This window comes from Micromonospora sp. NPDC047730, from assembly GCF_043204765.1.
Taxonomy (GTDB): Bacteria; Actinomycetota; Actinomycetes; order Mycobacteriales; family Micromonosporaceae; genus Micromonospora.
In genome coordinates this window covers 234,774-259,211 of the sequence record NZ_JBIDCU010000006.1, presented here as the reverse complement: position 1 = coordinate 259,211, position 24,438 = coordinate 234,774, and the positions used below count along the sequence as shown (strand labels likewise).

The 24,438-nt window shown below is 72.8% G+C and carries 18 protein-coding genes; 10 read left to right on the top strand and 8 right to left on the bottom strand.

Going from position 1 to position 24,438, the window contains the following annotated elements; genetic code table 11:
• The first annotated feature begins 24 nt into the window (after nt 1-24).
• Nucleotides 25-3,768 carry a S8 family serine peptidase gene (locus ACGF5G_RS17185; protein WP_393263692.1) on the top strand — a complete coding sequence of 1,248 codons (3,744 nt, stop codon included), beginning with the start codon at nt 25-27 and terminating at the stop codon, nt 3,766-3,768.
• A gap of 71 nt (nt 3,769-3,839) precedes the next feature.
• Here ACGF5G_RS17185 and ACGF5G_RS17180 read toward each other — a convergent pair whose 3' ends face one another.
• From ACGF5G_RS17180 to ACGF5G_RS17170, 3 genes are all read right to left on the bottom strand, one after another.
• Nucleotides 3,840-4,796 (bottom strand): LuxR C-terminal-related transcriptional regulator, encoded by a 957-nt coding sequence (locus ACGF5G_RS17180; RefSeq protein ID WP_393263690.1) that lies wholly within the window; start codon nt 4,794-4,796, stop codon nt 3,840-3,842.
• Nucleotides 4,797-5,174: 378 nt separating this feature from the next.
• Nucleotides 5,175-5,666 carry a hypothetical protein gene (locus ACGF5G_RS17175; protein WP_393263688.1) on the bottom strand — a complete coding sequence of 164 codons (492 nt, stop codon included), beginning with the start codon at nt 5,664-5,666 and terminating at the stop codon, nt 5,175-5,177.
• A 361-nt stretch (nt 5,667-6,027) separates the two neighbouring features.
• Nucleotides 6,028-6,819 carry a DJ-1/PfpI family protein gene (locus tag ACGF5G_RS17170; RefSeq protein WP_393263686.1) on the bottom strand — a complete coding sequence of 264 codons (792 nt, stop codon included), beginning with the start codon at nt 6,817-6,819 and terminating at the stop codon, nt 6,028-6,030.
• A gap of 232 nt (nt 6,820-7,051) precedes the next feature.
• Here ACGF5G_RS17170 and ACGF5G_RS17165 point away from each other — a divergent pair, with 232 nt between their 5' ends.
• Nucleotides 7,052-8,041 carry a GlxA family transcriptional regulator gene (locus tag ACGF5G_RS17165; protein WP_393263684.1) on the top strand — a complete coding sequence of 330 codons (990 nt, stop codon included), beginning with the start codon at nt 7,052-7,054 and terminating at the stop codon, nt 8,039-8,041.
• A gap of 8 nt (nt 8,042-8,049) precedes the next feature.
• Here the strand turns inward: ACGF5G_RS17165 and ACGF5G_RS17160 are convergent, their stop codons facing one another.
• Nucleotides 8,050-9,063: a LacI family DNA-binding transcriptional regulator gene (locus ACGF5G_RS17160; RefSeq protein WP_393263682.1), complete on the bottom strand. Its 1,014-nt coding sequence runs from the start codon at nt 9,061-9,063 to the stop codon at nt 8,050-8,052.
• A 114-nt stretch (nt 9,064-9,177) separates the two neighbouring features.
• Between ACGF5G_RS17160 and ACGF5G_RS17155 the strand changes: the two genes are divergently transcribed.
• From ACGF5G_RS17155 to ACGF5G_RS17125, 7 genes are all read left to right on the top strand, one after another.
• On the top strand, nt 9,178-9,762 hold the full coding sequence (locus tag ACGF5G_RS17155; RefSeq protein ID WP_393263680.1) for a CGNR zinc finger domain-containing protein: 585 nt from the start codon (nt 9,178-9,180) through the stop codon (nt 9,760-9,762).
• Nucleotides 9,763-9,874: 112 nt separating this feature from the next.
• On the top strand, nt 9,875-10,597 hold the full coding sequence (locus ACGF5G_RS17150; protein WP_393263678.1) for a hypothetical protein: 723 nt from the start codon (nt 9,875-9,877) through the stop codon (nt 10,595-10,597).
• Complete coding sequence (locus ACGF5G_RS17145; protein WP_393263676.1) at nt 10,558-11,511, top strand: hypothetical protein; 954 nt, start codon at nt 10,558-10,560, stop codon at nt 11,509-11,511. The genes ACGF5G_RS17150 and ACGF5G_RS17145 overlap by 40 nt, the downstream gene beginning before the upstream one ends.
• Before the next feature lie 100 nt (nt 11,512-11,611).
• Entirely contained in the window at nt 11,612-12,406 is a 795-nt protein-coding gene (locus ACGF5G_RS17140; protein WP_393263674.1) for a helix-turn-helix transcriptional regulator, read from the top strand.
• Nucleotides 12,403-13,536, top strand: a complete 1,134-nt coding sequence (locus tag ACGF5G_RS17135; RefSeq protein WP_393263672.1) for a flavin-containing monooxygenase — start codon at nt 12,403-12,405, stop codon at nt 13,534-13,536. Before ACGF5G_RS17140 ends, ACGF5G_RS17135 begins: the two co-directional genes overlap by 4 nt.
• Nucleotides 13,537-13,596: 60 nt before the next feature.
• On the top strand, nt 13,597-13,764 hold the full coding sequence (locus ACGF5G_RS17130) for a DUF2975 domain-containing protein (protein ID WP_393263670.1): 168 nt from the start codon (nt 13,597-13,599) through the stop codon (nt 13,762-13,764).
• Entirely contained in the window at nt 13,764-13,970 is a 207-nt protein-coding gene (locus tag ACGF5G_RS17125) for a helix-turn-helix transcriptional regulator (protein WP_091094605.1), read from the top strand. The genes ACGF5G_RS17130 and ACGF5G_RS17125 overlap by 1 nt, the downstream gene beginning before the upstream one ends.
• Before the next feature lie 46 nt (nt 13,971-14,016).
• On the opposite strand, the gene ACGF5G_RS17120 is transcribed toward ACGF5G_RS17125, so the two are convergent.
• Entirely contained in the window at nt 14,017-15,237 is a 1,221-nt protein-coding gene (locus tag ACGF5G_RS17120) for an MFS transporter (RefSeq protein WP_393263842.1), read from the bottom strand.
• Nucleotides 15,238-15,504: 267 nt separating this feature from the next.
• Between ACGF5G_RS17120 and ACGF5G_RS17115 the strand changes: the two genes are divergently transcribed.
• Nucleotides 15,505-15,822: a hypothetical protein gene (locus ACGF5G_RS17115; RefSeq protein WP_393263669.1), complete on the top strand. Its 318-nt coding sequence runs from the start codon at nt 15,505-15,507 to the stop codon at nt 15,820-15,822.
• Between the two features lie 106 nt (nt 15,823-15,928).
• Here ACGF5G_RS17115 and ACGF5G_RS17110 read toward each other — a convergent pair whose 3' ends face one another.
• The 3 genes from ACGF5G_RS17110 to ACGF5G_RS17100 form a co-directional block, all read right to left on the bottom strand.
• The gene (locus ACGF5G_RS17110) at nt 15,929-16,624 is read right to left on the bottom strand and encodes a hypothetical protein (RefSeq protein WP_393263667.1); all 696 of its coding nucleotides are present in this window, start codon (nt 16,622-16,624) and stop codon (nt 15,929-15,931) included.
• 76 nt (nt 16,625-16,700) lie between these two features.
• Nucleotides 16,701-18,404: a tetratricopeptide repeat protein gene (locus ACGF5G_RS17105; protein ID WP_393263665.1), complete on the bottom strand. Its 1,704-nt coding sequence runs from the start codon at nt 18,402-18,404 to the stop codon at nt 16,701-16,703.
• Between the two features lie 467 nt (nt 18,405-18,871).
• The gene (locus ACGF5G_RS17100) at nt 18,872-24,337 is read right to left on the bottom strand and encodes a carboxyl transferase domain-containing protein (protein ID WP_393263663.1); all 5,466 of its coding nucleotides are present in this window, start codon (nt 24,335-24,337) and stop codon (nt 18,872-18,874) included.
• Nucleotides 24,338-24,438: the final 101 nt, after the last annotated feature.

Genomic DNA, 24,438 nt, shown 5'->3' with positions numbered 1-24,438 from the left:
CCGGCAGAAGGAGGGGCCAGGTCAATGCGAACCAGAAGATCGACGCTGCTCGGCGTCGCGCTCGCCGCGACACTCGTCGCGACCGTCGGCGCAGGCGCGCACGGCAAGCCGCCGGCGCCTGCCGGCGAGGTAACCGCCGCCGTACCTCCGTCGTCGAAGGCGGCACGGGTCACCCTCGTCACCGGTGACGTGGTCACGGTGACGACGCAGGGCGGCAAGCCGGCGATCACCGTCACCCCGCACGACGACCCGGTCGGCAACTTCCGCACCTACTCGGTCGGCACCGACGTCTACGTCGTACCGTTGGCGGTCGAGCCGCTCATCGCGTCCGGCCAGGTGGACAGGCGCCTGTTCAACGTCACGGGCCTGATCGCGCAGGGCTACGACGACGCGCACGCCACGTCGATCCCGCTGATCGTGCGGTACCCCGCCGGGACGGCCAAGGCAGCCGTACGGTCGGCCCCCGCCGGCAGCCGGATGAAGCGGAGCCTGCCCAGCGTCCGGGGCGCCGCCATCGCCGCTGACAAGAAGCAGGCCGCCACCTTCTGGGAGGCGGTCGACGACGACACCGCCAAGGCCCGTACCCCCAGGGCCCGGCTCGCCGGGGGCATCGAGCGGCTCTGGCTGGACGGCAAGGTGCACGCCCTGCTCGACGAGAGCGTGCCGCAGATCGGCGCGCCGGCCGCGTGGGCCGCCGGATACGACGGCACCGGCGTGAAGGTCGCCGTGCTGGACACCGGCGCGGACCTGAACCACCCGGACCTGGCTGGCAAGATCGCTGAGAGCCAGAGCTTCGTGCCGGGTGAGTCCGTCCAGGACGGGCACGGACACGGCACCCACGTCGCCGCCACGATCGCCGGCACGGGCGCGGCCTCCGGCGGCAGATACAAGGGCGTCGCGCCCGGCGCGCAACTCCTCGTCGGCAAGGTGCTCAGCGACGCGGGCGGCGGCGAGGAGTCGTGGATCATCGCCGGGATGGACTGGGCGGCCCACTCGGGTGCGAAGGTCGTCTCGATGAGCCTGGGCGGCACGGCCGGCGACGGAGCCGACCCGATGGCCGAGGCGGTCGACCAGCTGACGGCCGAGACGGGCGTGCTGTTCACCATCGCGTCCGGGAACTCCGGGCCCGGGGCGACGACTGTCGGCTCGCCCGGCATCGCCGCGTCGGCGCTGACCGTCGGCGCCGTGGACCGCACCGACGCGGTCACCTCCTTCTCCAGCCGTGGCCCGCTCGCCAGCGGCGCCCTCAAGCCGGAGATCACCGCCCCCGGCTCGAACATCGTCGCCGCCCGGGCGGCCGGCACCAGCATGGGCACCCCTGCGGGCGACCACTACACCGCCGCCAGCGGCACCTCCATGGCCACCCCGCACGTGGCGGGTGCGGCCGCGATCCTGGCCCAGCAGCACCCGGACTGGACTCCGGCGCGGCTGAAGGGCCAGCTGGTCAGCACGGCGAAGACCACGGCGGACACCTCGGTGTACGCCCAGGGCGCCGGCCGCACCGACGTGAGCCGCGCCGTGCGGCAGACCGTGTCCGGGCCCGGCGTGGTCGACTTCGGCCTGCAGGCGTGGGAATCGACCGCCCCGGTCGCCAAGCAGATCACCTACGTCAACGACGGCGACCAGCCGGTCACCCTCGCGCTGACGACCAAGGGCGTCGGGCAGTTGCCGGCCGGAGCGCTGACCTTGGGCGCCGACACGGTGACCGTGCCGGCCCGCGGCACGGCCGACGTGACGGTCACCGCCAACAGCGGCGTGGTGCCGGTCGGGACGTACGGCGCGCACGTCACTGCCGCCTCCGCCGACGGCGGGACGGTCGTGACGACGGCGGTCGGCTTCGTCCGGGACCCGGAGCGCTTCAACGTGAGCGTGAAGCTGACGGACCTGGACGGCAAGGCGCCGGCGTCCACCTACAGCAGCATCTGGGTCTTCGATCTCGACAATCCCGGGCCCGTCGACATCCACTTCATCCTCGGCGCCGAGGGCACCCTGGAGCTGAGGCTGCCCCGCGGCGAGTACGCCTTCGCGTCGGGGACCTACCGGTTCACCCCCGACTACCAGCAGGTCCGGGACCACGTCTACGGCGCGGAATCGGGCGTGCTCGTCGACTCCGACCGCACCATCACCTTTGACGGAAGCAAGTCGAGCCAGGTCGGCATCCAGACGCCCAAGCCGAGCCAGCCGCAGCGGGTCCGGTTGGGGATGTCGCTGCTGAAGGACGACAAGTCGCGCATGTACGGGCTCCAGACCGAATTCAACGGCCACACGAAGCTGCACGCCATCCCGTCGCAGCTCAAGGACGAAAACCTCGAGCACCGGCTGGCCTGGACGCTGACCGCACCGTCGTTGGAGGCGCAGCTGGTCGGTCCCGGAGCCTTCCCGATCACGCCGGAGTACGTCGGCGGCTGGGTCGGCTCCGCCCGCTTCGACGGCACACAGGTCCTGCGCGTGGTGGACGCCGGCATCGGACGACCGCAGGACTACGCGGGCAAGTCCGTCAAGGGCACGTTGGCGCTGGTACGGCGCAGCGACGACGTCACCCCGTCGCAGCAGATCGCGAACGCGGCGGCGGCCGGCGCTGGCATGATCATCATCTACAACGACGTCCCCGCCCAGTGGGGTACCGACGTCTACCGGACGGCGCCGACCGCCATCCCGGCCATGACCCTCTCCGGCGAGCAGGGCGCTCGACTGGCCGGTCTCGCCCGCCGAGGCGACGTCATGATCCAGCTCAAGGGGACGGCGGTGAGCCCGTACTCCTACGAGCTGCTCAAGTACCAGCACGGCATCTCGGCCGACCAGCGCTACCAGGTCAGCGCCGAGGAACTTGCCACGGTCGACACGTCCTTCCACGCCTCGACGCCCGGCACCGAAGCCGGATACGCGCGGCTCCTCACCTCGCCGCTGCAGCCCTTCATCGTCATGACCTTCATCCGGACGACCATGCCGAGGTCCCTCACCGAATACGTCACCGCCGGCCGGCCGACGTGGGAGATCATGGCACCGGCCGGCGTGTGGGAGTCGATCCCCGGCTTCCAGCAGACGCTCCCGTCGGTGTTCGAGCCCAGGCAGCGGCTGACCCGGGCATGGAACAAGCCGGTCGTCCGGTCCGCCATACCCGCCGACCACCCGGAGGGAGCCGCCCGGATCGGCGACGTGGGCGTCGTGCTGAACACCGGCCTCCTGGACGCGGCGACCGGCCAGTTGTGGACGGTCCCCAACAACACCGACAAGGTACTGACCGCCGTGTACCGCGACGGCCAGTTGCTCGGGTCCGCTCCGGCCGCGGCGGTGGCCTTCCCGATGACGCCGGAGCGTGCCGAGTACCGCGTGGTGACAGACGTACGGCGGGACCAGCCGTGGTGGACGACCTCCACCAGGGTGAAGACCGCCTGGACGTTCCACTCCCAGCGGGACGGCGACCGGGCGCTTCTGCCGGTGCTGTCGGTCGGTTACGACGTCGACGTCGATCTCGACAACAGCGTGCAGGCGCAGTCGACGACCGACATCAGCCTCGACTTCTGGTACCCGAAGGGCCTGGCCGGCCCGCGGATCCGTGAGGCGAAGCTGTGGGCCTCCTACGACGACGGCGCCACCTGGCAGCAGGTGACCGTCACCGCCGCGGGCGGCGCCACCGTCAAGGGCACCGTCAAGAGCCCGGCGCTGGCCGACACCAACGGTTTCGTCTCCCTGCGGGTGCAGGCCACCGACGCTGACGGCAACACCGTCGAGCAGACCGTGACCCGCGCCTACAAGCTGCGGCGATAACCTCGCGTCCCCCACGGTCGCCCCCGCCCCCGCCCGCGCCGCGGGCGGGGGCGACCCGCCTTCCTGGTGCGTCAGGGTGAGATGAGCCCCGACCGGGCGGCGTACCAGGCCAGCTGCATGCGGCTGTCGGTCCCGGCCAGCTTCATCAGCCGCTGGATCCGGCGCTGCACCGTGCGTTCGCTGGTCCCGAGCCGGCTGGCCACCGTCTTGTCCGGCATCCCGGAGAGCAGGTACGTCAGCAGCGCGACGTCGACGTCGTCCCACGCGGGAGACCCCTCGGCGAGACCCGTGGCGGTGAGCCGCAACGGCGTGGCCGCCTGCCAGACCCGCTCGAAGAGCGCCACCAGCAGGTGCACCAGTGCCTGACCCCGCACAAGGAGGAATCCGGGATGGACGCTCGTCTGGTCGGGCAGCATCGGCAGCAGCACCGTCTCCCGGTCCACGATGATCATCTTGCTGGGCAGCTCGGCAGCGATCCTGATCTCGTACCCGCTCTTGAGGAACCTGCCGATCTCGGCGGGGGTACGCGGATCGTCGAGGGCGGCGCGCTCGTACACGTAACGGTAGGCGGGCACGTCGGTGGAGACATCGAGGTCGCCGTCCAGCACGTACGGAGGCCGGAAGAACGCCATGATCTCCCGTTTGGCGCCCCGCTCCATGTTGTCGATCCAGGTGGCGAGCTCCTCCGGGGTGGTGAGCGCCTCCACCTCACCCACCGTGGAGGTCGCCCCGGTCCGGTACACCTGCACCAGTTCCCCCAGCCGGCCCTGGACCTGTTGCAGTGCGGCCTGACGCTGGACGATGAGGGTGCCGAGCCCGACGTCGGGCGGTACGACGGTGTGCAGGCCGCCGCCGTCACCGGTGACCAGGCCGAGCGCGACCAGTCGCGCCATCGCGGCTGTCACCGCCGGCGCCGCCATCTGCACCGCCTCCGTGAGATCCGCGACGGTCGCCCGGCGGCGGCGCAGCAGCTCCACGTAGACCGCTTCGTCCTGCTCGCCGATCCCGAGCCCACGCAGCATTCTCATCCCACTTCCCGCCCCCGCCCTCCGGGCGCCGGCCACGTAAGGACCGGCCAGCCAGTATTGCCCTGACCCCGCCGGGCCGTCCAGACCCTTCGTCCGCCACCCCCGCCCAGCGTGCCGCCGGGGGAAGGAGGCGGATCGGGTTGTCATGCGGGCGTGACGGTTCGCCCTGCGGCGGGACGGTCGGCGCTGTCCGGCATGGTGATGTGCCGGGGGAGCCGTGCGGCATCACCGGCCCTGGCTTCCGCGCCCGCCGGGCCGATGGACGAGCGCGTCCAGGGACGGTAGGAGCGCCGGCCCGCTCGCACGAGAGACCCGGCGCTCCTACCTGACGTCCTGGTCGGCCTCGGACCGGTCCAGGCCGGACACCGGCCGGCGGCCTCAGCCTCCGCAGCCGGTGCTGATGTCGAACTCTGTGATGATCCAGCCGCCGTCCTGCTTCTTCCAGGTCACCGCGGCGAAGTTCGGCTGGAAGTCGCCGTTCGCGTCCGTCGGGCAGTTCTCCAGCATGGCGAAGAACTGGTTGGGGTACTCGACCTTGCCGTACATCGTGGGCCCCCACTCCTTCGGCGGCGGACCCGACTGCTGGCTGGCGAAGGAGTCCACCACTCCCTCGCAGGTCGTGCCCTCGGCGTCCTTCCACCGCCTCATCTCCCTGATGAACTTGTCCGCGGCGTCGGGAGTCATCAGTGAGCACACCCGAGGCCCGTCGGCGGCGTAGATGGCCTTCATGATCGCCGCGTACGAATCTTCCGGGGACTTCGGGATGCCGGTGCCACTGTCGTCACCAGTTTCGGCCTGGCCACCGCCGCAGGCGGACAGCAGCGCGACGGCGACGAGCGGCAGCGCGACCCTTGCAACGCGAAGACGCAAGAGGGATTCTCCTTCGTGGTGCGTGATGATGTGGGGACGCAGGCATGCCCGCCGTGCGCCCGCCGACGTGAACCAAGTCCAAGATCATATTGCAATGATCTTGCGGGTTCGCCACCGCGTCCGTCGAGTGAGGATGGACGGGTTGAGCGGATTCAAGGTCGAGGTGGACGTGTTGCGATCCGTGGCGACGCGGATCGGAGGCATCAAGGGCGACATCAACGCAGCCCGTCAGCGACTCGAGTCGGGGAACGCCGATCAAGACCCGTCCGGGCACCGGCGGGGAACTGCGCCCTGTGCCCGGAGCACGAGGTGTCGTGGTTGCCGACGGGGTCAACCTGGGAACGGCGAGGGTTGCCCGGGGTCAGCGGGCGCCGGAGTTCCTGAGCAGCCGCAGTGCCAGGCTGGTCAGCTCCGGACCGGCCTTGTCGGGGCTGCCCGTGTCGAACGGCGGTTGGGGGTCGTACTCCACGACCAGTTGCAGGGCCTGTGCGATCCGGTCGCCGGCGAGCTTCGCGGCGAGATGCAGGGACATGTCGATCCCGGCGGACATGCCGGCCGCGGTGATGATCCGACCTGCCTCGACGAAGCGGCCCGGCACGAACGTCGCGCCGAACTGAGCGAGTTCGGCCTTGAGACCCCAGTACGTGGTGGCCGGCAGCCCGCGCAACAGGCCGGCCGCGCCCAGCACCAGGGATCCGGTACAGACCGAGACGGTCCACGTGGTGTGCCGGTGGAGCCGTTGGATCCATCGGATCGTCTCGGGGTCCGCCTGCACGTCGCGAACGTTTCCCCCGGGCACCAGCAGCACGTCGGCCCTGCCTACCTGGCTCAGCGTGTGGTCGACGCCGAGCGTGAGCACCCCGGTGTCCGTCCGCACCCGGCCGGCCTGCCTGCCGACGGTCATCACGTCGGCGCCCGGGATCCGGCACAGCACCTCGTACGGGCCGATCGCGTCCACCGCCGTGACCCCGTCGAAGAGCAGGATCGCGATACGCAGCTTCCGGGCCGGGTCGGTGAAGTCGGTGCGCTGCCCGGCTGAGGCCGGGGCGGCCGGGCCGGACGTGACCAGGCCGGTGCCGGCCAGGCCCACGCCCGCCCCGCCAGCGGCCGCGACCCGCAGAACCGTCCGTCGGCTGACATCTATCGTCAACATTCATGGCCTCCTCATGGCTCGACCTGGACCGATCGAATACGTCTCCGGCTGATGTCTGTGCGTGTGGCACTGGTCGGCCTGGTCACCGCTGCGGTTCCCGGTTCTGTTCGGCTGGTCCGGATCCGAGGGGATCCGGTCCGCATCAGGCGTGTCCGCTGCCGCTGCCGGCCTACGGGACGGCGCGAGAAGCCCGGTCCGGGAACCAGCCGGCCGGCGCATCGGACCTGTGGGTATGGCGGCAGATGACGGGCGTGAGGTGTTCCTCGTCGTGTACGACGGTGCGGTCCTGATGGACGTGGCGGGGCCGCTCCAGGTCCTGAGCGGCTCCGGCGGCTACCGGACGCGGCTCGTATCGCCTGACGGGCGGCCGGTGCGTACCGACGTCGGCGTGCGGATGGGGGTCGACCTGGCCCTGCCCGAGGTCCGTACTCCGGTCGACACGCTGATGGTCGCGGGCTGTCCGACGACGGCCGGCAACCGCCCACCCACCACCGTGGTCGAGCAGGTACGGCGGATCGGCCGGTCGGCACGGCGGGTGGCGTCGGTCCGTACGGGGGCGTTGGTGTTGGCCGAGGCGGGCCTGCTGGAGGGCCGGCGGGCGAGGACCCACTGGGCCGCCTGCGGCGATCTGGCGGCACGGTTTCCTAGCGTCGTGGTGCGGCCCGATGCCGTCTGTGTCCGCGACGGCCCGCACCTGACCTCGGCCGGGATGACCGCGGGCATCGACCTCGCGCTCGCCCTCGTGGCCGAGGACTTCGGCGTCGACCGGGCGCGCACGGTCGCCAGACACCTGGTCGGGTCTCTCCACCGGCCCGGTGGCCAGGCGCAACGTGACTCAGCCGGCGTCGGGCCCGCGCCGGGCGGGCCGGTCCTGCGCCGGGTGCTCGACGCGATCGAGACGCAACCGTCGGCCGAACACACCCTCGCCACCATGGCGGCCCGCGCGGCGGTCAGCGAGCGCCAGCTGACCCGACTGTTCCGCCGCGAGCTCGGCACCACCCCGGCCCGGTACGTCGAGCTGATCCGGGTGCACGCGGCCCGGGAACTCCTCGAAACCGGAGATGCCGGCGTCACCTCCGTCGCGCGTCTTTGCGGTTTCGGCTCGGCCGAGACGATGCGTCGTGCCTTCCTGAGGGTCGCCGGCGTCACCCCGACCACGTACCGCCGTCGGTTCCGTGGCCAGGAGGTGCACGGGGCCGGCGTGCGGCGACGGCAGCCGTGACACCGGGATCAGCGCGAGGCGTGGAGCATCCCGGACCGGTCGGCCCTCCGCGTGCTCGCCCGGGGCAGCAGGGTGTGGGGCGCCACCACGTCGACCGGGGCGGCGTGCGGCTCGGCGATGCGGGCGACGATCCGGGCCACGGCCTGGCGGGCGATGAACCCGGTGTCGGCGGAGACGGTGCTGAGCGCCGGCCGGGCCCAGCGACCCTCCTCGCTGCCGCCGACGCCGATGACCGCGAGATCGTCCGGGACGCGTACGCCGGCGTCGAACGCGGCGCACAGGGTGCCGATCGCCAGGGCGTCCGAGGCACAGACGACGGCGTCCGGGCGCCGGTGCTGGGACAGCAGCGTACGGGCGGCCCGGTAGCCGTCGGCGCGCTGGTGGGACGGCGCCTGGAGAAGGTGGCCGGGGAGCGGGGCGAGGCCCGCGGCGCGGAGGCCGTCGGCGTACCCCTGGATGCCCGGCGGTGTCGGAAACGGCCCGCCCGGCCCGGCGTCGATGGCGGCGATGCGCCGCCGGCCGGTGCCCAGGAGGTGGACGGTGGCGTCCCGGCTGGCCCGGGCGTGGTCGATGCCGACCCGGTCCACGTGACCGCCGGGGGCGGGCCGGCCGAGCCGGACGAGGGGCAGCCCGCCGACGCCCGGCGCGGCCGGAAGGTCGGCGAGCAGGAGGCAGCCGTCGACAGGTAGCGGAGGGTTCGCGATGGCGGCGCGTGCGGGGTCGGAGTCGACCGGGTTGACGACGACGCGGTAGCCGCGCCCTGCCGCGGCGCGGACGACCGCCCGCGCGAGCCCGCCGATCCCGGGCAGATCCGCCGCCGGCACGATCAGGGCGAGCATTCCGGTCCGCCCGGTCCGCAGGGTCCGGGCGGAGCGGTTCGGACGGTAGTCGAGTGCCTCGACGGCCGCCTCGACGCGGCGGCGCATCCCGGCGCTGACGTGCGGGTAACCGTTCACCACGTTGGAGACCGTCTTCACCGACACCTGGGCCAACTGCGCCACGTCGCGGAGCGTGGTGGGCATCAGGCCTTCCCCGCCTTCGTCGCGTCCCTGCTACACCAGCAAAAACACTTTGATGGTGTACAGACGTGGTGACACCTGTCAAGGCACTACGCTGGTGTGAACCGAGGGGGTGCGATGAGCGAGGAGGACGTGATCCCGCCCGCCGCCCGTCTGGTCCGGGACTTCGTCAACACCTTCGAGCCGCAGGTCGACGAGGAGTCGCTCACCGCCCCCGACCGGCTCCGGGACTGGTTCGCGCAACGTCGGCTGCTCCGACCCGACGCCCGGTTGCGGGCGGCCGACCTCGCCGTCGCCGTGACCGTCCGCGAGGGCCTGCGCGCGGTGCTGCTCGGCCACGCCGGCCATCCCGCCGACCCCACCGCGCTGGAACGACTCGACCGGGCACTGGCCGGCGTGCCGGTGCGGATGACCTTCACCGACTGCGGACACCGCCTCGTCGCCGCCCGCGACACCGCCCTCGACCAGGCCCTGGCCGCCTTGCTGGACGCCGTCCGGCAATGCGGTGCGGAGCAGAGCTGGACGAGGTTGAAGGTGTGCGCCCGCGACACCTGCCGCTGGGCGTACTACGACGCCTCCCGGAACCAGGCCCGCCGCTGGTGCTCCATGGCCGGCTGCGGCAACTACGTCAAGATGCGCCGGGCGTACGCCGCACGCACCAGACGCAAGGGGAAGTCCGCCGCGGGAACGCCCGCGCACTGAGCCGTCAGACCCGAATACCCACGCCCGGGAACGGACCGATTCCTCCGAAACCGCCCCCTTGGCGCCACGACGCGGGAAAGTCGGCGAAGAGTTGCGTGCCGAAGGGGGACTGGTGCGATCGACCCAGCGCCGGCTGGCGGCGCTCCTCGGGATCGCCGCGGTGGTCCCGCTGGCCGAGGTGCTCGTGCTCATGCCGAGCGGGTTCGTCACGGCAAAGGGGCTCGCCCCACAGATCTCGGCGGTCTGGCCGTACGACTCCTACCACGACATGCGCTGGCTGCTGGTCTACCACAACTCCTGGCTGACGTTCTGGGCCGGACTGCTGGGCGCGATCCTGCTGCGTGGGGTGCTGTCCGCGACGCTGGTCGGCCTCGCCTGGCCGGCACGCGTCCCACGGCCGCCGTACCGGGCGCTGTTGCGGCGCAACCTCGAAGTGGCGGCGTTGGGCGCGGTCCTCGTCCTGCCGTTCGCCGCGTACTCGGTCGCGGCGTCGGTGGCCTCGCTGTCCTGGTTCCTGTTCGCCTCGCTGGTCCCGATGGTGCTGCTCGCTCCCTTCCTGCAGCGGATGTCGGTGGGCCGGGGCCTGTGGCGCGGGTTGCCCTCGGCCGAGTTGGTGGCCTGGTCGCTGCTCGACTTCGTGGTGATCAGCGTGGCCGGCGGGCTGGTGGGGAGCGCTCCGCAGGCCCTGACGCCGCTCGTTGCCGCGGTCGCCGGCGCGGTCAACGGCCTGCTGTGGAACCGGACGGTGCGGGCAGCGTCCTCCAGAAACAGGTGCGGTGGCGGCGGGTGCCGGTGGTGCCGATCGTGGTGGTGCTGGCCCTGGCCATCCCGCTGACAGCGCAGGCGCTCTTCGAGCCCCGCCGGCAGGCGGCCCCCTTCACACCGCCGATCTTCGACCGGTTGCTGCCCGAGCGGGTGCCGTACGCGGTGATCCTGCTCGCCGGCCACAACTCCGCCTACGACGGCCGACCTGCGACGGATCCGAACGTGGAGCGGTTCTCCTACGTCGGCCTGGGCGCGGGCGGGCACCCGCTGCCGTACGGTCCGAGGGCCACCCATCGGTCACTGACGTCCAGCTCCCACTTGCTCGCCCTCCAGGTCGAGGCGGTACACCGGCGCACCGGACGGCCGATCGCCCTGGTCGCGCAGAGCGAGGGAGTGATGGTGGCCCGCACCTACCTGCGGGACCTGCCCGACTCTCCGGTGCGGGCGCTGGCGATGTTCAGCCCGCTGGTCCGCACCGGGCGGACGTACTATCCACCGCCGGACGCCAGCACCGGCTGGGGGCTGGCCACCGGGTGGGTGCTGCGGGCGCTGTTCCATGTGACGACCATCGGCAGCGCGGCACCCAGCACGCCGGACGAGCCGTTCATCCGCTCGCTGCTCGACGAGGCGCCCTTCTACCGGTACCAGACGTTGTGTCCCGTCCAGGGCGTACGAGTGATCGCCTTCCTGCCGACGGTGACCGCTGCCGAGGCCCCACCGGGTCAGTTGATCCATATCCCGGTCGTCGAGGTGTCGGCCTTCCACGGCAAGATCATCGACCGGGCGGACGCCACCGACGACCTGACCGACTTCCTCGCCGGCGAGGACGTCAACCGCCGCCGCCGCGAGTTCGGTCTGCTCCAGCGGCTGGGGGCCGCCTGGCACGCACCCGCCCTCGCCATCGAGTTGAATCCGGTGTGGCGGCCCACCGCGCCACCCGGCAGCCCCTTCACGCCGAGCCGGTTCTGCGGCCCGGTCAGATGAACGTGACCGTCAGGGGTCGGCGGCCGAGCGTACGCTCGCTGCGTTGACGAGGCGCCGGCACCCGTGGTCCCGTGCCGGCGACGCGCAAGGAGCAGGTGAGTTGAACGCCACGTGGCGGGGGTGGGTGGGGCTGGCGCCGGGCCGGATCTACTACCGCGGCGAGATCGGTGCGGCCGGGACGCATTCGCACCACGCGGTGCAACTGCTCGTCGCCCGCGACACCGTCCTGGTGCTCCGGGGCGCCGACGGCATCGACCATTCCTGCCGTGCGGCGCTGATTCCGGCGAACACCGCGCACGCCGTCGTCCAGGGTGCGGCGGACGGCCTGCTCGCGTTGATCGACCCGGTGTCCAGTCTCGGCCGGCTGCTCGACCGCGGCGAATCGGGGTCCGCCTCGGCCGCGCGGTGGCGGCTGGATCCGCATCCATCACCCCCGGCCGGCGACGTCTCGTCGGCGGAGGCGATCGACGCCGTGATCCGGTCCGTGGTGAGGGGCGAGATCCCGACCGCGCGCCCGCGACACGCCGCCGTGGCCGAGGCGGTGGATCTTGTTCCTACCCTGCTGCCCGGCAGGGTGGGGCTCGGCGAGGTGGCGCGAGCCGTGCACCTGTCGGAGAGCAGGCTGTCGCACCTGTTCCGGCAGGAGCTGGGGCTGCCGTTCCGTGCCTACGTGCGGTGGGAACGGCTGCGCGCGGCCCTGCTGCTGTTGTCGTCGGGCGGGTCCCTGACGCAGGCCGCGCACGAGGCCGGCTTCGCCGACTCCTCCCACCTGACCAGGGTGTTCCGGAGCATGTTCGGGTTGGCGCCGTCCGAGCTGCTGCGCGGGGTGCGGTGGGAGGGTCAGCAGGTTCGTCCAAGCCCTGGACGCGGCGCCGGGGAATCGTGGATGTCGTGACAGAAATTCTCATCATCGGTGCGGGCCAGGCCGGTCTCGCCGCGGGGTACGAGTTGCGCCGCGCCGGATTCGACGTCCTTCTGCTGGACGCGGGCACGCGGGTCGGGGACGCGTGGCGAAACCGTTGGGACTCGCTGCGGCTGTTCACCCCGGCGCGGCACAGCGCCCTGCCCGGGCTGCCCTTTCCCGCTCCGCCCGGCCACTATCCCAGCAAGGACGAGGTGGCGGACTACCTGGCGGCCTATGCCGAACACCACGCCCTGCCCGTCGAGCACGGCGCGGCCGTACGGCTGCTGCGTCGGACCTCCGAGGGTGCCTTCGAGGCCGTCACGGCCAACGGCGTCCGCACGGCGCGTGCCGTGGTCGTGGCGACCGGCCCCTTCCAGGTCCCCCATGTCCCGGCGCTGAGCGATGGCCTGGCCGCGGAGCTGGTCCAGTTGCACAGCGTCCAGTACCAGCGCCCCGCCGACCTTCCCGATGGCGCCGTCCTGGTGGTGGGGGGCGGCAACTCCGGCATGCAGATCGCCGCCGAGCTGGCGGCATCGCGGTCCGTCACGTTGTCGCTCGGGACGCGGCAGCCGGCCCTTCCGCAGCGCCCCTTCGGCGTCGACATCTTCACCTGGCTGGACGTCCTCGGGGCGGTACGGGCCCCCGCCGAGGGCTGGCTGGGACGGCGGATCCGGGCGCGGGACCCCCTGATCGGGATCGGTCCGCGCGCCCTGCGCCGACGGGGTGTCCGGGTCGTCGGTCGCGTGACCGGCGCGCAGGGCCGAACACTGCGGACGGCCGACGGACAGGAGCTGACGCCTTCCGTCGTGGTCTGGGCGACGGGCTTCCGCGCCGACTTCGGCTGGCTGCGGGTGCCCGGCGCCGTCGACCCGGCAGACGGGCTGCCCGTCCACGTCGACGGCGTGAGCCCGGTGCCCGGCCTGTATTACGTCGGCCTGCCGTTCCAGCGCAACAGGGGATCCGCGTTGCTCGGCTGGGTCGGCCAGGACGCCGCCGTGATCAGCCGCCGGCTGCGCGCGTCCACCCGTACGACGTGGCGGGGCCCGCATTCCGAGTCACCCGGCGGCGGATCGGGTGACGGCCCCACCGCCGCGCCCGCCGAGCCAGCCGCCCGCGCCTGACCTACCTCAGCCAGCGGGCAACCGATTGACAATCGATAGGTTACGAGCGATAGTCGATGCATGTTCACCGAGCGTTACGTCGGCTTCAGCGCGACGGATCCCGGGCTGCCCCTCCTGCTGTTCCTGATGTTGGTGGGTGTCGCCGTGCTGGGGCTCCTGATGGTGGTGATGCGTGCCCTGCTGCGGCAGGCCACGACGCTGCGCACCGACATGGAAGCGGTGATCTGATGCCCATCGTCGTCCGCATCGACGTCGAACTGGCGAAACGCAAGATGAGCGTCGGTGAGTTCGCCGAGCGCGTCGGGCTCACGCCGGCGAACGTGGCCGTGCTGAAGAACGGTCGTGCCAAGGCCGTCCGTTTCAGCACCCTGGAAGCCATGTGCCGGGTGCTCGACTGCCAGCCCGGTGACCTGCTCGAGTGGGTCGAGGAATGAGACGTCACGGTGCACCGCATGCCACGCACCGAGGGCGAGGCATCCCTCAGCCCCGGCGCGCGGTGCGGATCCTTGCCAGGATGCCCACGAGTGCCGTCGCTGCGGCGGCCTGCGAGACCGCCACGGCCACCACCAGGCTCGCCGCGGAGTGTTCGTACAGTCCTCCCGCGGCAGCGCCTCCGGCCAGGGCACCAGCACCCTGCACGGCGGCGAACACCCCGTACGCCGTGGCTCGCCGCGCACCGGGCACGAGATCGGCCACGAGAGCCTTGACGGTGGAGTCCTGCACACCCACGGCGGCACCCCAGACCAGCACCCCGGCCATCGCCAGCAGTGGGCCTCCGCCGAACGTCAGAACGGGCACGGCAGCAATCAGCGCGGGAAGCACCACCAGTACCCACGGGCCGGCCCGGTCGTAGATCAGACCGGTCACCAGCGCGGCGAGCGCACCCGCGCCCATCGCCGCCGCGTACAACAGCGGCACCGTGGCGGTCGCGACGACCCCGGCGCGTACGAGGTGGAAGCCGATCAGCCCGAACGTCACCAGGCCCGCGGTGCACAGCGCCATCGCCGCCGCGAACCAGTGGAAGCGGGCCGGCAGCGACACCCGGCCCGCTGGACGGGCGGGCGGGCGCGGTGCGGCATCGCCCTGCGGCGCGGCGGCCGGCGCGGGGGCAGCCGCGCGGGCCCGCACGACGACCAGCAGCAGCATGGTGACGGCCCCGGGTACGGCAAGTGCGGCCAGTCCCGGCCACAGCGCTCCCGCGGCCAGCGCGACGACTCCGGCGACGAGCAGCGGACCCGCGAAGGCGCCGACCTGGTCCAGTGCCTTGTGCACGCCCAGTCCCCGACCCAGCCCCACGTGTGCGGCGGCGTCGGCGAGCAGGGCCGACTTGGCCGGGCTGCGAATCGCCTTGCCGAGCCGTTCGGCGATGATCAGTGCCGCGGCGACGGCCATGCCGGCGCCACCCAGCAACGGGGTGACGGCGAGCAGCGGCACGCAGAGCGCGGTCAACGCGTACCCGAGGATCGTCAACGACCAGTAGCGGCGGGTCCGGTCCGCCAGCGGCCCGGACGCCAGGCGCAGCAGCAACGCCGCGGCCTCTCCGGCCCCGGTGACCAGCCCGACCGCGACCGCCGAGGCGCCCAGCGAGGCCAGCAGCGGCCCGTACACCGACCGGGCACCCTCGTACACCATGTCCGCGGCGAGGCTGACCACCCCGAACCCGACGACAACCCGCCACGGCGACCACCCGCGCCCGGCCATGTCGGACGTGCCGTCGACCCCGCCCCGCGCCAGGCGCCGACTCAACACCCGACCCGCCACTCGACCTCCCCTCACCGGTCGCCGTCGAGAACCCCGCGCACGAGGCCGAAGCCCGCGGCCACCCGACGCGACCCACCACGGTGTGGATACCAGTTCGACCCCGGGACCGCGTCACCGGCTCTCCTCCTCGTCCGGTCGACGCGGTTCGGCCGGACGCGACAGCGGCGTGCCAGCGGCGCGACAGCGCCGATCGATACGTTCATCGGCATGAGCATTTCCAAGATCATCCGCCGCGTCGCCCTCGGCGCGGCCACCACGTCGATGGCCGTGGGCGGCCTCGTCGGCGTCGCGAGCCCGGCCTCCGCCGGCGTCCACCAACCGCCGGCGGGCTGCTTCGCCGAGATGGGCTGGTACTACGGCATCGCCCGGTGCAACTACGGCATGCCCGCGTTCCAGGTGCTCGTGCGGTGCAACGACGGCACCTACCGGACCGGGCCGTGGCTGCAGCCGGGCCCGACCTGGTCGCAGGCCAACTGCAACCACCCCCTGTGGGCCACCGACGTGTGGGTCAACCTGGCCGACTGACGGTGCCGCGCGACGCAGCGGAGGCCCGTACACCCTTTTCGGGGCCTCCGCTGCGGCAGCCACCCGCCGGGGCGCGAATCCCGGTCGAGTCACCGGCCTCCGGTCGTCAGGCGAGGCGCTCGATCGTCGCGGGGACCAGGCCGTGGCAGCGGGCCACGTCGGTGACCTGGCGCAGCACCCAGCGCAGCCCGTCGCCACCGGCCGGGTCGGACGTCACGTCGATGCTCCACGCGACACCGCCGACCCGGCGGAGCTGCCAGAGGTGGTTCGTGTCGTTGACCCGCAGCCGGCCGGTGCCGACCACGCCAGGCTCGGTCGCGTCCGTGCCCGAGGCGCCGCCGAGCCGCAGCAACGCCGACAGGCGGGCTATCGCGTCGCCGTCCGGTTCACCGGCGAAGAGCACCCGGTGAACCGCCGGGCCGGTGCCCAGCCGCAGCGGCGTACCGGCCCCCAGCGGGACGTCGTCGCCGAAGTGCCGGCGCAGCGCGGCCTCGTCCGGCAGTGCCCCGCCGCCGAGCCGGGCGTACGCCGCTTCCGCCCCGGGGCGGTTCACGGCCGTCAACCGGGAGCGCAGGCGCGGGTCCGTGCGGACTGCCCGCACGAACGCGGCCGAGCTTGACCAGCCGGCGTCCGTCGCCGTCCAGCAGGCACTGCGCAGCCGTACGGCCGACAGGTCGTCGTCCAGCACGAACTCCTCGACCAGCAGCCCCGCCCCCGTCGCGTCATCCCCGCCCGTCGCTTGCAGCAGGTAGTAGTGGAGCAGCGCGGTGTTCGCGGGCAGCGTCGGCGTTACCGGGGTCATTCTGGGACGATACTGCCCGATCAGGCCGCATGGTCGACGGGCTCGTCGATTCCGTCGATTCCGCCCTGGCCGGCGGTCATCGGGGCATGGCCCGCTGGCAGCGGGCCAGTTCCGCGCGTAGGTCGCGTCGCAGCGACCGGTCCAGGTCGGGCTGGGTGAGCGCGTGGGTGAAGTCCCGGGCGGCTTCTTCCCACCGTCCGAGCCGCATCAGCGCCGTGCCTCGGTTGTAGCGGGGGACAGGTGCCGCCGACAGCGCCACCGCCCGGTCCAGGTCGGCCAGAGCGGCGGGCACGTCACCGCGTTCGAACCGGATCGCGGCACGGTTCGTCCACGCCTCGACCAGCTCCGGATCCCCGGCCAGCGCCTGGCTGAGCAGGTGGTCGGCCTCGGCGAGGCTGCCCCGCTCGGAGCGGATCAGCCCCAGGGTGCACAGCAGCGCGGGCTCCTGCGGGGCCAGCGCCAGCCCGGCCCGCGCGTCCGTCTCGGCCTGTGCGAACGCGTCGCGTCGGACGTGCAGGTTGACCAGGGCGATCCGGGCGTCGAGGTGCCCGGGGTCGATGGTCAGCACGCGCTCCAGGTCGTCACGCGCCCGTCCGGAACGGCCCCGCTCCTGGTGGAGCATGGCCCGGTTGTAGTACGCCTCCGGAAGGTGCGGTCCCAGGCGGATCGCGGTGTCGTAGTCCCTGATCGCGGCCCGTGGCCGTCCCGCCGCCCGGTGCAGGGCGGCCCGGTCCACGTAGTACTCGCAGTTGTCCGGGTCGTGGGCGATCACCGTGTCGAGGTCGGCCAGGGCCTGCGCCGGATCGCCCAGGGCGAGGTGCACCTGCGCCCGGTTGTGGCGCAGCCGGGCCAGATCCTGTGGGCGCTCGCCGGGAGCGAGCACCGCGGTCAACCGGGCCAGCCCGTCGTCGATCAGCCGCAGCGCGGAGGCGGGATCGCCTTCCCTGCTGTCCAGCAGGGCCAGGCCCTGCTCGTAGAAGACGGTGGACAGCACCCGCTGCCGCGGGTCGTCCAGCCCGGCGGCGAGGTGGAGCGCCTTCTCCAGCCAGTGCCGCGCCCGCGCCGGGTCCTGGTCGGCGGCCGGCAGGTGCCGGGCGTACAGCATGGCGGTGGCGTACGCGGCCGACATGGCGATCTTGGGGCTGTCGGTGGTGGCGCGCGCCTCGTGGTAGAGGTCGAGGGCTTCGGTGGCGCGGTCCAGCGCCGCCAGGGCGGTGGCCAGGCCGGTGGTGAACGCCCACCAGTGCCGCAGGTCGCCGTCGGGGGTCACGGCGGCGCGTCCGCGTCGGGCGGTTCGGGCCGCGTGGTGGTAGAAGCCGCGGGCCAGGCTGTCGCCCAGGGCCGTGCGCATCGCCTCCGGCGTCGGGGCGGCCGTCACCGGCGGACGGGGGCCACTGTCGTGCAGGTGGAAGCGCACGGGGGACGGCCCGAGCCGGCGGGTCAGCGTCTCCAGCAGCTCGCGGGTGGTCTCGTCGGCGCTTCCGACGTGCGTGAACCGCACCGTGACCGGGCGGCGGAGCCGGTCTGCCCAGGCCGCCACGAACTCGGCCGCGCCATAGGCCAGGTAGGCGGTGCGTCGGGCGGGATGGAACCGGATCGGCTCCTCCTCGGCGGCCGGTCGTGCCGCGCCGTCCAGCCCGGGTGCGATGGCGTGCAGCTCGCCCCTGTGGCGGGACGCCAGGCGGGGGCGGTCGGCGGCGACCCGGCCGAGGAAGGCCCCGACCCCGGCGTACGGCCCGTGGTCGCGGTGGCAGTCGTAGTCGCCCGACTCGTCGGTCACGGCCGGGCCGATCGCCGCAGGGGCGGGCGCCCGGGAGCGCCCGCCGGGTCGGCTGCTACCAGCACCACTCGATCCAGAGCCGGCGGGCACCGGACAGCAGGCGCAGCGAGCTCTTGCGGCGGACGGTCATCTTCCTCACGGGGCGCCTCCATTGTGGATCATTACGGGACGGGTCAGAGCCTAATTGAGATCCATAGAAATATGAAGACGGCTCGCGATGATTCTGGCTGCGGCAGGCTGCCGGACGGGCCCCAAGGCTCGGCCGGAGCACACCAGCCCCCGGCGGCCTGTGCGATCTCGACGAGGTCGCCCTCGGCCCAGCGGCGGAGGCGGGTCAGCCGCAGGGTGTCGATGTCCCCCGGTCACGGCGGCGAGGGCACCGGTGCGCGGAGGCTTCCGCGCACCGGTGCGGGCGCCTGGCGGACGAGCCGGCCGGGGCTGAACGCCACGGCCGGCGACGGGTGGGGTCAGCGTGAACGGGACTCGATGGCCTCGATGATCCGTGGGCGCAGTTCCGCGGCGCGGATGACGGCGTCGACGGAGCCGACCTCGACGGCGCGCTGGATGTTGTGCACGCGGTCGAACTCCGTGGCCACCTCGCCGAGCTTCTCCGCGCGGACCGACGCGCGGAGCTCGTCGAGCTCCGCGGTCAACGCGGCGCGGTCGGCGCCGGAGGCGGCCGCGACGCGGGCCTCGAGGTCCCGCACGCGCGGGTCGGCCGCGGTGCGGGCGTTGACGTCACCGGAGAACACCACCGCGGCGGCCGGGGCGCCGCCGAGCACCGAGGCGAACGAGCCCTCCAGCGCGAGGACGGTCATGTTCGGGTTCAGCGCCTTCGAGAACACCACGAACGCGCCGCCGTGGTACCGGGAGATCACGCAGAACACGATGGGCCCGCGGAAGTTCACGATGGCGCGGCCGATCTCGGCGCCGTACTCCAGTTGCAGCTTCCGCATCGACTCCGGCGAGCCGTCGAAGCCCGACAGGTTCGCCAGCACCACCAGCGGCCGGTTGCCGCTGGCCGCGTTGATCGCCCGCGCGGCCTTCTTCGACGACCGCGGGAACAGCGTGCCCGCGGTGTAGGTGTCCGGGCCGTCGGTGGGCGGGAAGCCGCGCCGCGGCACCGCCCGTGACTCGATGCCGAGCAGGCACACCGGCATGCCGCCGAGATGCACGTCCTGCACCGCCACGGTCTCCGCGTCGGCCATGCCCGCCCAGCGTTCCAGCACCGGGTGGTCCTGATCGGAGAGCGCCCGCATCACGGTCCGGATGTCGAACGGCTTCTTGCGGTCCGGGTTGGCCTCGGCCGAGAAGATCTCGCCGACGGTGGTGAAGTCGCTGCCGGCCAGGGCGTGCGGGAAGTCGGAGATGTCACGGTCGACGGGGTCGGTCGTCTTCGCCCGCCGCGGCCCCGCCTCGCCGGGCGCGACGTACGTGTGGTCGTAGTACGACATCAGCACGTCCCGCGCGGCGGTCAGGTTCGGCGCCCAGTACTGCGCCTGCCCGTTCGGCCCCATCACCCGGTCGTAGCCGCCGATGCCGAAGTTGTCCTCGGCCGACACGCCGCCGGAGAAGTCGAGCGACTGCTTGCCGGTGAGCACCATCGCCGAGTCCGGCGTCATCACCAGGATGCCCCTGGTGTGCATGAGCATCGTCGCCTCGGCGTTCCAGTACGGCTGCGCGCCGACGGTGATGCCCGCGACCACGATGTTGATCTCGCCGCCGTCCTGGGTGAACTCGACGATCCGCTTGAGCGCCGCGGCCACCCAGTCCATGTTCTCCGTGCCGGACTCCATCGAGATCCGGGCGCCGGCGGACAGCGCGTACCACTCCAGCGGCACCCGCATCCGCTCGGCCAGGTCCAGTGCGGCGATTACCCGGCGGCACTCCGGCTCCGACAGCGCGCCGAGCGACTTCGTCGGGTCGCCGAGCAGCACGACCCGGGTGACGCCCTGCGGGTGCCGCCGGGTACGCGTCCTGACCACGCCCGCGACGATCGCCGCGGTGTTGCGGCCCTTCGGCCGGTCGACCGGCACCAGCGCGTGGTCGTCGTCGAGGTCGTGCTCGACGAAGTCGCCGAGCAGGCCGGTCAGCTCGTACGGGTACACCGTGTTGCGGCTGCTCGCGCGCAGCACCTTCTGCCGGTAGCCGTCGAGCGGCTCGACCGGCTCGTCCGACGGCTGGCCGACGGTCAGCTTGGTGCCGCCGGTGGCGTCGAAGGAGACCCGCACGGCGATCTTGGTCAGCTCGCCGGTCGTCCGGTGACGCTGCCGCGCGATGAACAGGATCTCCTCCAGCCCGGCGCCAGCGGTCGTCGGCAGCACGCGCCCGGCGATCATCTCCAGCTCCGCGCGGGTGAGGTCGCTCGGCGGCCAGACGTAGACCACGATCCGGTTGGTGTTGAAGCGATTCTTCGACGGTCGCCGCGACTGCGCCCGGCGGATCGAGTCGAGGCAGGTGGCGACGACGTCCTCGGCCGTCGGCAGCGCGACCAGCCTGCCGTCGTGCTCCCGCAGCGCGGTCAGGTCACGCACCTGCGCGAACGCGACCAGGCGGTCGTCCGACGGGTTCTCCTGCGCCACGCACCGGAAGAGGTAGACCTCCTCGTCCGACGACGGCAGCCGGGTGAGGTCGAACTTGCGCAGCCGCTCCAACTGCATCCGCTGCGCGATGTACGGGTGCAGGCCCCGGATCAGCCGCTCCTCGGTCATCCCGGTGCTCGACGGCCGGAACGTGAAGTGGTGGTGCATCACCGCGCCGCTGCGGCCCGCGACGGTGGTGGTGACCCGGCGGACCCGGCTCGGCAGCGGGTGCGCGCTGACGACCTCGTGCAGCGCCGCCGCCATCGCATCCGAGTCCTCCGGCTGGTTCTCCCAGGCGAGATAGATGTCGGCGTCGACGGCGTCCTCGCCACCCGCCAGCTCCGCGAGCCCGCGCAGCGCGCTGCCCAGCGCTTCGAATCTCACCGCGGCGGAGACCACGCACGAGCCCGCGCGCTCGGCGACCACGAAGGTGCAGCCCGCGACCTCGCTGGTGCAGACGCTGGTCAGATCCTTGTTGCCGTAGTACCGGCGGGTCAACACTTCCAGCATGACCGCGTGGTCCAGGGAGTCGCGGACGAGCCGCTGGCCGAGCAGCCGCACCAGCGGTTCGGTGCTGCGCACCATCTCGCCGACGCGTTCGGCGCGGTCCGGCGCGTCCGGGTGCGCGTCCAGGTGGCGCAGGTGCTTGCGGACGTTCGCGTAGACGCGGGCGCGGTTGCGGCGCAGCAACGGCTGGCCGAACCAGGCGAACACCACGCCGCGCGCGAGGTCGGCGACCACGGGGAAGCGGACCTGCGTCGCCGCCACCAGCCGCTCCAGCGCGAGGCCGGCCGGCTCACGCAGCACCTCGTCCGGCGGCGGCTCCCGCAGCCACGCGCGCAGCAACGTCGCGACGACCGTCGCGTCGGCGGACGCGCGTTGCTGGGCGAGGAAGATGCGGAACACCGCGGCTTCGAGCTCGGGGGAGCGCTCCAGATCGGTGACGCCGTAGTGCCCGAGCGCCCGGGCGAGCTTGGCCTGGAACGCCTCCGGCAGCCCGGCCCGCTCGACGTCGAGGCTCTGGAGGTAGGTGTGGAAGTGCTCGCGGGCGCTGTGCACGTGCCCTTCGCCACCGACGTCCTCGCCCGCCGGCCGGTTGCGGCTCAGCTCGGCGAGGTCGGCGAACACGTCGACGAGTTCGAACTCCTCGGCCAGCGGCCGGTGGCCGTCCTCGGTGGCCGCCCGGCGCGCGGCCAGGTAGTCGTCGAGCGTCCGGCGATCGTCGTGCGGGTCGATGTCGAAGCCCAGCAGCAGACTGCGCAGGTCCTCCTGGCCGCGGGTGATGCGCTCCCGAGCCGGCACCTCCCCGGGCACGGCGGGCAGGTCCAGCTCGACGGACTCGGCGGCCGAGGTGTCCTCGGCGTCGTCGGCGTCGTCGGCGAGCGGCTCCAGGCGCAGCAGCGGGGCGCCGGTCTCCACCTGGCTGCCCACGGACACGGCGCATTCCCTCAGCCGCGCCCGGAACGGCGCCCGCAGCACCGTCTCCATCTTCATGCTCTCCAGCACCAGCACCGGCGCGCCCGCCTCGACCTCGGCGCCGACCTCCAGCGGCGTGGCGACGACCAGCGCCGGCGCCGGGGAGCGCACCACGCCGCCCTCGTCGCGGCTGACCCGGTGCGTCACCCCGTCCACCTCGACCAGGTGGATCGGCCCGTGCGTGCCGGTGAGCAGGCGGTACCGGGTGCCGTTGACGACGGCCTGCCCGGTGTGCCGGTCGAAGCGGTCGAGCTCGACGTCGGCGGTACGGACGTCGTCACCCGCTTCGATGCCGACGCGGAACCGGTGCGCGCCGACCCGCGCGACCCGCACGCGGTAGCCGACACCTCGCAGCTTGAGGTCCAGCGGTCGGCCACTCTTGTGCTGCACCTGCGGGCGCCCACCGAACGCGGTCGACAGCAGCCGCTGCCGCTCCGCGCGTTCCTCCTCCTCGTACGCCTCGATGGCGGCGGCCGCCAGCGCGACGGCGGAGTGCCGGTGCGAGACGAGCCTGCCCTCGCCGCGGACGCGGTCGATCCAGCCGGTGTCCGCGCTGGCGTCGATCACCTCGGGCTGGTCGAGCAGGTCGAGCACGAAGCTCTTGTTGGTCGCGCCACCCTCGATGATCACCGTGGTCTGCGCCATCGCGCGGCGCAGCCTGCCGAGCGCCTCGTCGCGGTCGCGGCCGTACGCGATGATCTTGGCGATCATCGAGTCGAAGTCGGCGGGGATGGTGTCGCCCTCGCTGACCCCGGTGTCCACCCGGATACCCGGCCCGGCGGGCAGGTCCAGCCGCGCGATCCGGCCCGGGGAGGGCGCGAAGTCGCGGTCGGGATCCTCGGCGTTCAGTCGGGCCTCGACGGCGTGCCCGCGCTCCACCGGCGGCTCGCCTTCGAGCCGTCCGCCCGAGGCCACGTGCAGCTGCGCCTTGACCAGGTCGAACCCGGTGGTCGCCTCGGTGATCGGGTGCTCGACCTGCAGGCGGGTGTTGACCTCGAGGAACGCGAACAGTCGGTCACCGGGGTGGTAGAGGAACTCGACGGTCGCGGCGCCGCGGTAGCCGACCGCGACGGCCAGCCGTTCGGCCGACGCCTTGAGCTCGGCCGCCTGCGCGGGGCTGAGCACCGGCGACGCCGACTCCTCGATGACCTTCTGGTTGCGCCGCTGCACCGAGCAGTCGCGGACACCCAGCGCCCACGCCGTGCCCTCCCCGTCCGCGATCACCTGCACCTCGACGTGCCGGGCGCCGGTGACCAGGCGCTCCAGGAACACGACGCCGCTGCCGAACGCCCGCGCGGCCTCCTGGCTGGTGCGCTCGTAGGCGTCGGCGAGTTCGGCCTCGTTCGTGATCACGCGGATGCCGCGCCCGCCGCCGCCCGCGGTCGCCTTCAGCATCAGCGGGTAACCGATCTCGGCCGCCGCCGCCAGGGCCGCGTCCAGGGTCTCGACCGCACCGCGGCTCCACGGCGCGACCGGCACGCCGACCTCCTCGGCGATCAGCTTCGCGCCGATCTTGTCGCCGAGCTTGCGCATGGCCTCCGCGCTCGGGCCGACGAAGGTGACGCCGACCTTCTCGCACAGCTCCGCGAACGCCGGGTCCTCCGCGACGAAGCCCCAGCCGACCCAGGCGGCGTCGGCCCCGGTCTCCACCAGCGCGCGCTCCAGCGCCTTCAGGTCGAGGTACGGGCGCGCGGACGCGGGACCGAGGTCGTAGGACAGGTCCGCCTCGCGGACGAAGGTGGCCGTGCGGTCGACGTCGGTGTGCAGGGCGACGGTCTCGATCCGGGTGCCGGTCTCCGCGGCCAGGTCCCGTACGGCGTGGATGAGCCGCATGGCGGCCTCTCCACGGTTGACGATGGCGACACGACTGAACACCCGACCGAGCCTTCCTGTAGACCAACGATGTACGCCCCGTGACACGGCAGCCCCCGGCAGTGTTCACCCTTCCGCCGGCGCTTGAGAACCCCTGTTTCGCT

Excerpts from the sequence above, each read along its gene's own strand:
- ACGF5G_RS17185 (WP_393263692.1), top strand. The coding sequence starts at position 25 with ATGCGAACCAGAAGATCGACGCTGCTCGGCGTCGCGCTCGCCGCGACA.
- ACGF5G_RS17180 (WP_393263690.1), bottom strand. The coding sequence starts at position 4,796 with ATGAGAATGCTGCGTGGGCTCGGGATCGGCGAGCAGGACGAAGCGGTC.
- ACGF5G_RS17170 (WP_393263686.1), bottom strand. The coding sequence starts at position 6,819 with ATGTTGACGATAGATGTCAGCCGACGGACGGTTCTGCGGGTCGCGGCC.
- ACGF5G_RS17165 (WP_393263684.1), top strand. The coding sequence starts at position 7,052 with ATGGCGGCAGATGACGGGCGTGAGGTGTTCCTCGTCGTGTACGACGGT.
- ACGF5G_RS17160 (WP_393263682.1), bottom strand. The coding sequence starts at position 9,063 with ATGCCCACCACGCTCCGCGACGTGGCGCAGTTGGCCCAGGTGTCGGTG.
- ACGF5G_RS17155 (WP_393263680.1), top strand. The coding sequence starts at position 9,178 with ATGAGCGAGGAGGACGTGATCCCGCCCGCCGCCCGTCTGGTCCGGGAC.
- ACGF5G_RS17130 (WP_393263670.1), top strand. The coding sequence starts at position 13,597 with ATGTTCACCGAGCGTTACGTCGGCTTCAGCGCGACGGATCCCGGGCTG.
- ACGF5G_RS17125 (WP_091094605.1), top strand. The coding sequence starts at position 13,764 with ATGCCCATCGTCGTCCGCATCGACGTCGAACTGGCGAAACGCAAGATG.
- ACGF5G_RS17120 (WP_393263842.1), bottom strand. The coding sequence starts at position 15,237 with ATGGCCGGGCGCGGGTGGTCGCCGTGGCGGGTTGTCGTCGGGTTCGGG.
- ACGF5G_RS17115 (WP_393263669.1), top strand. The coding sequence starts at position 15,505 with ATGAGCATTTCCAAGATCATCCGCCGCGTCGCCCTCGGCGCGGCCACC.
- ACGF5G_RS17110 (WP_393263667.1), bottom strand. The coding sequence starts at position 16,624 with ATGACCCCGGTAACGCCGACGCTGCCCGCGAACACCGCGCTGCTCCAC.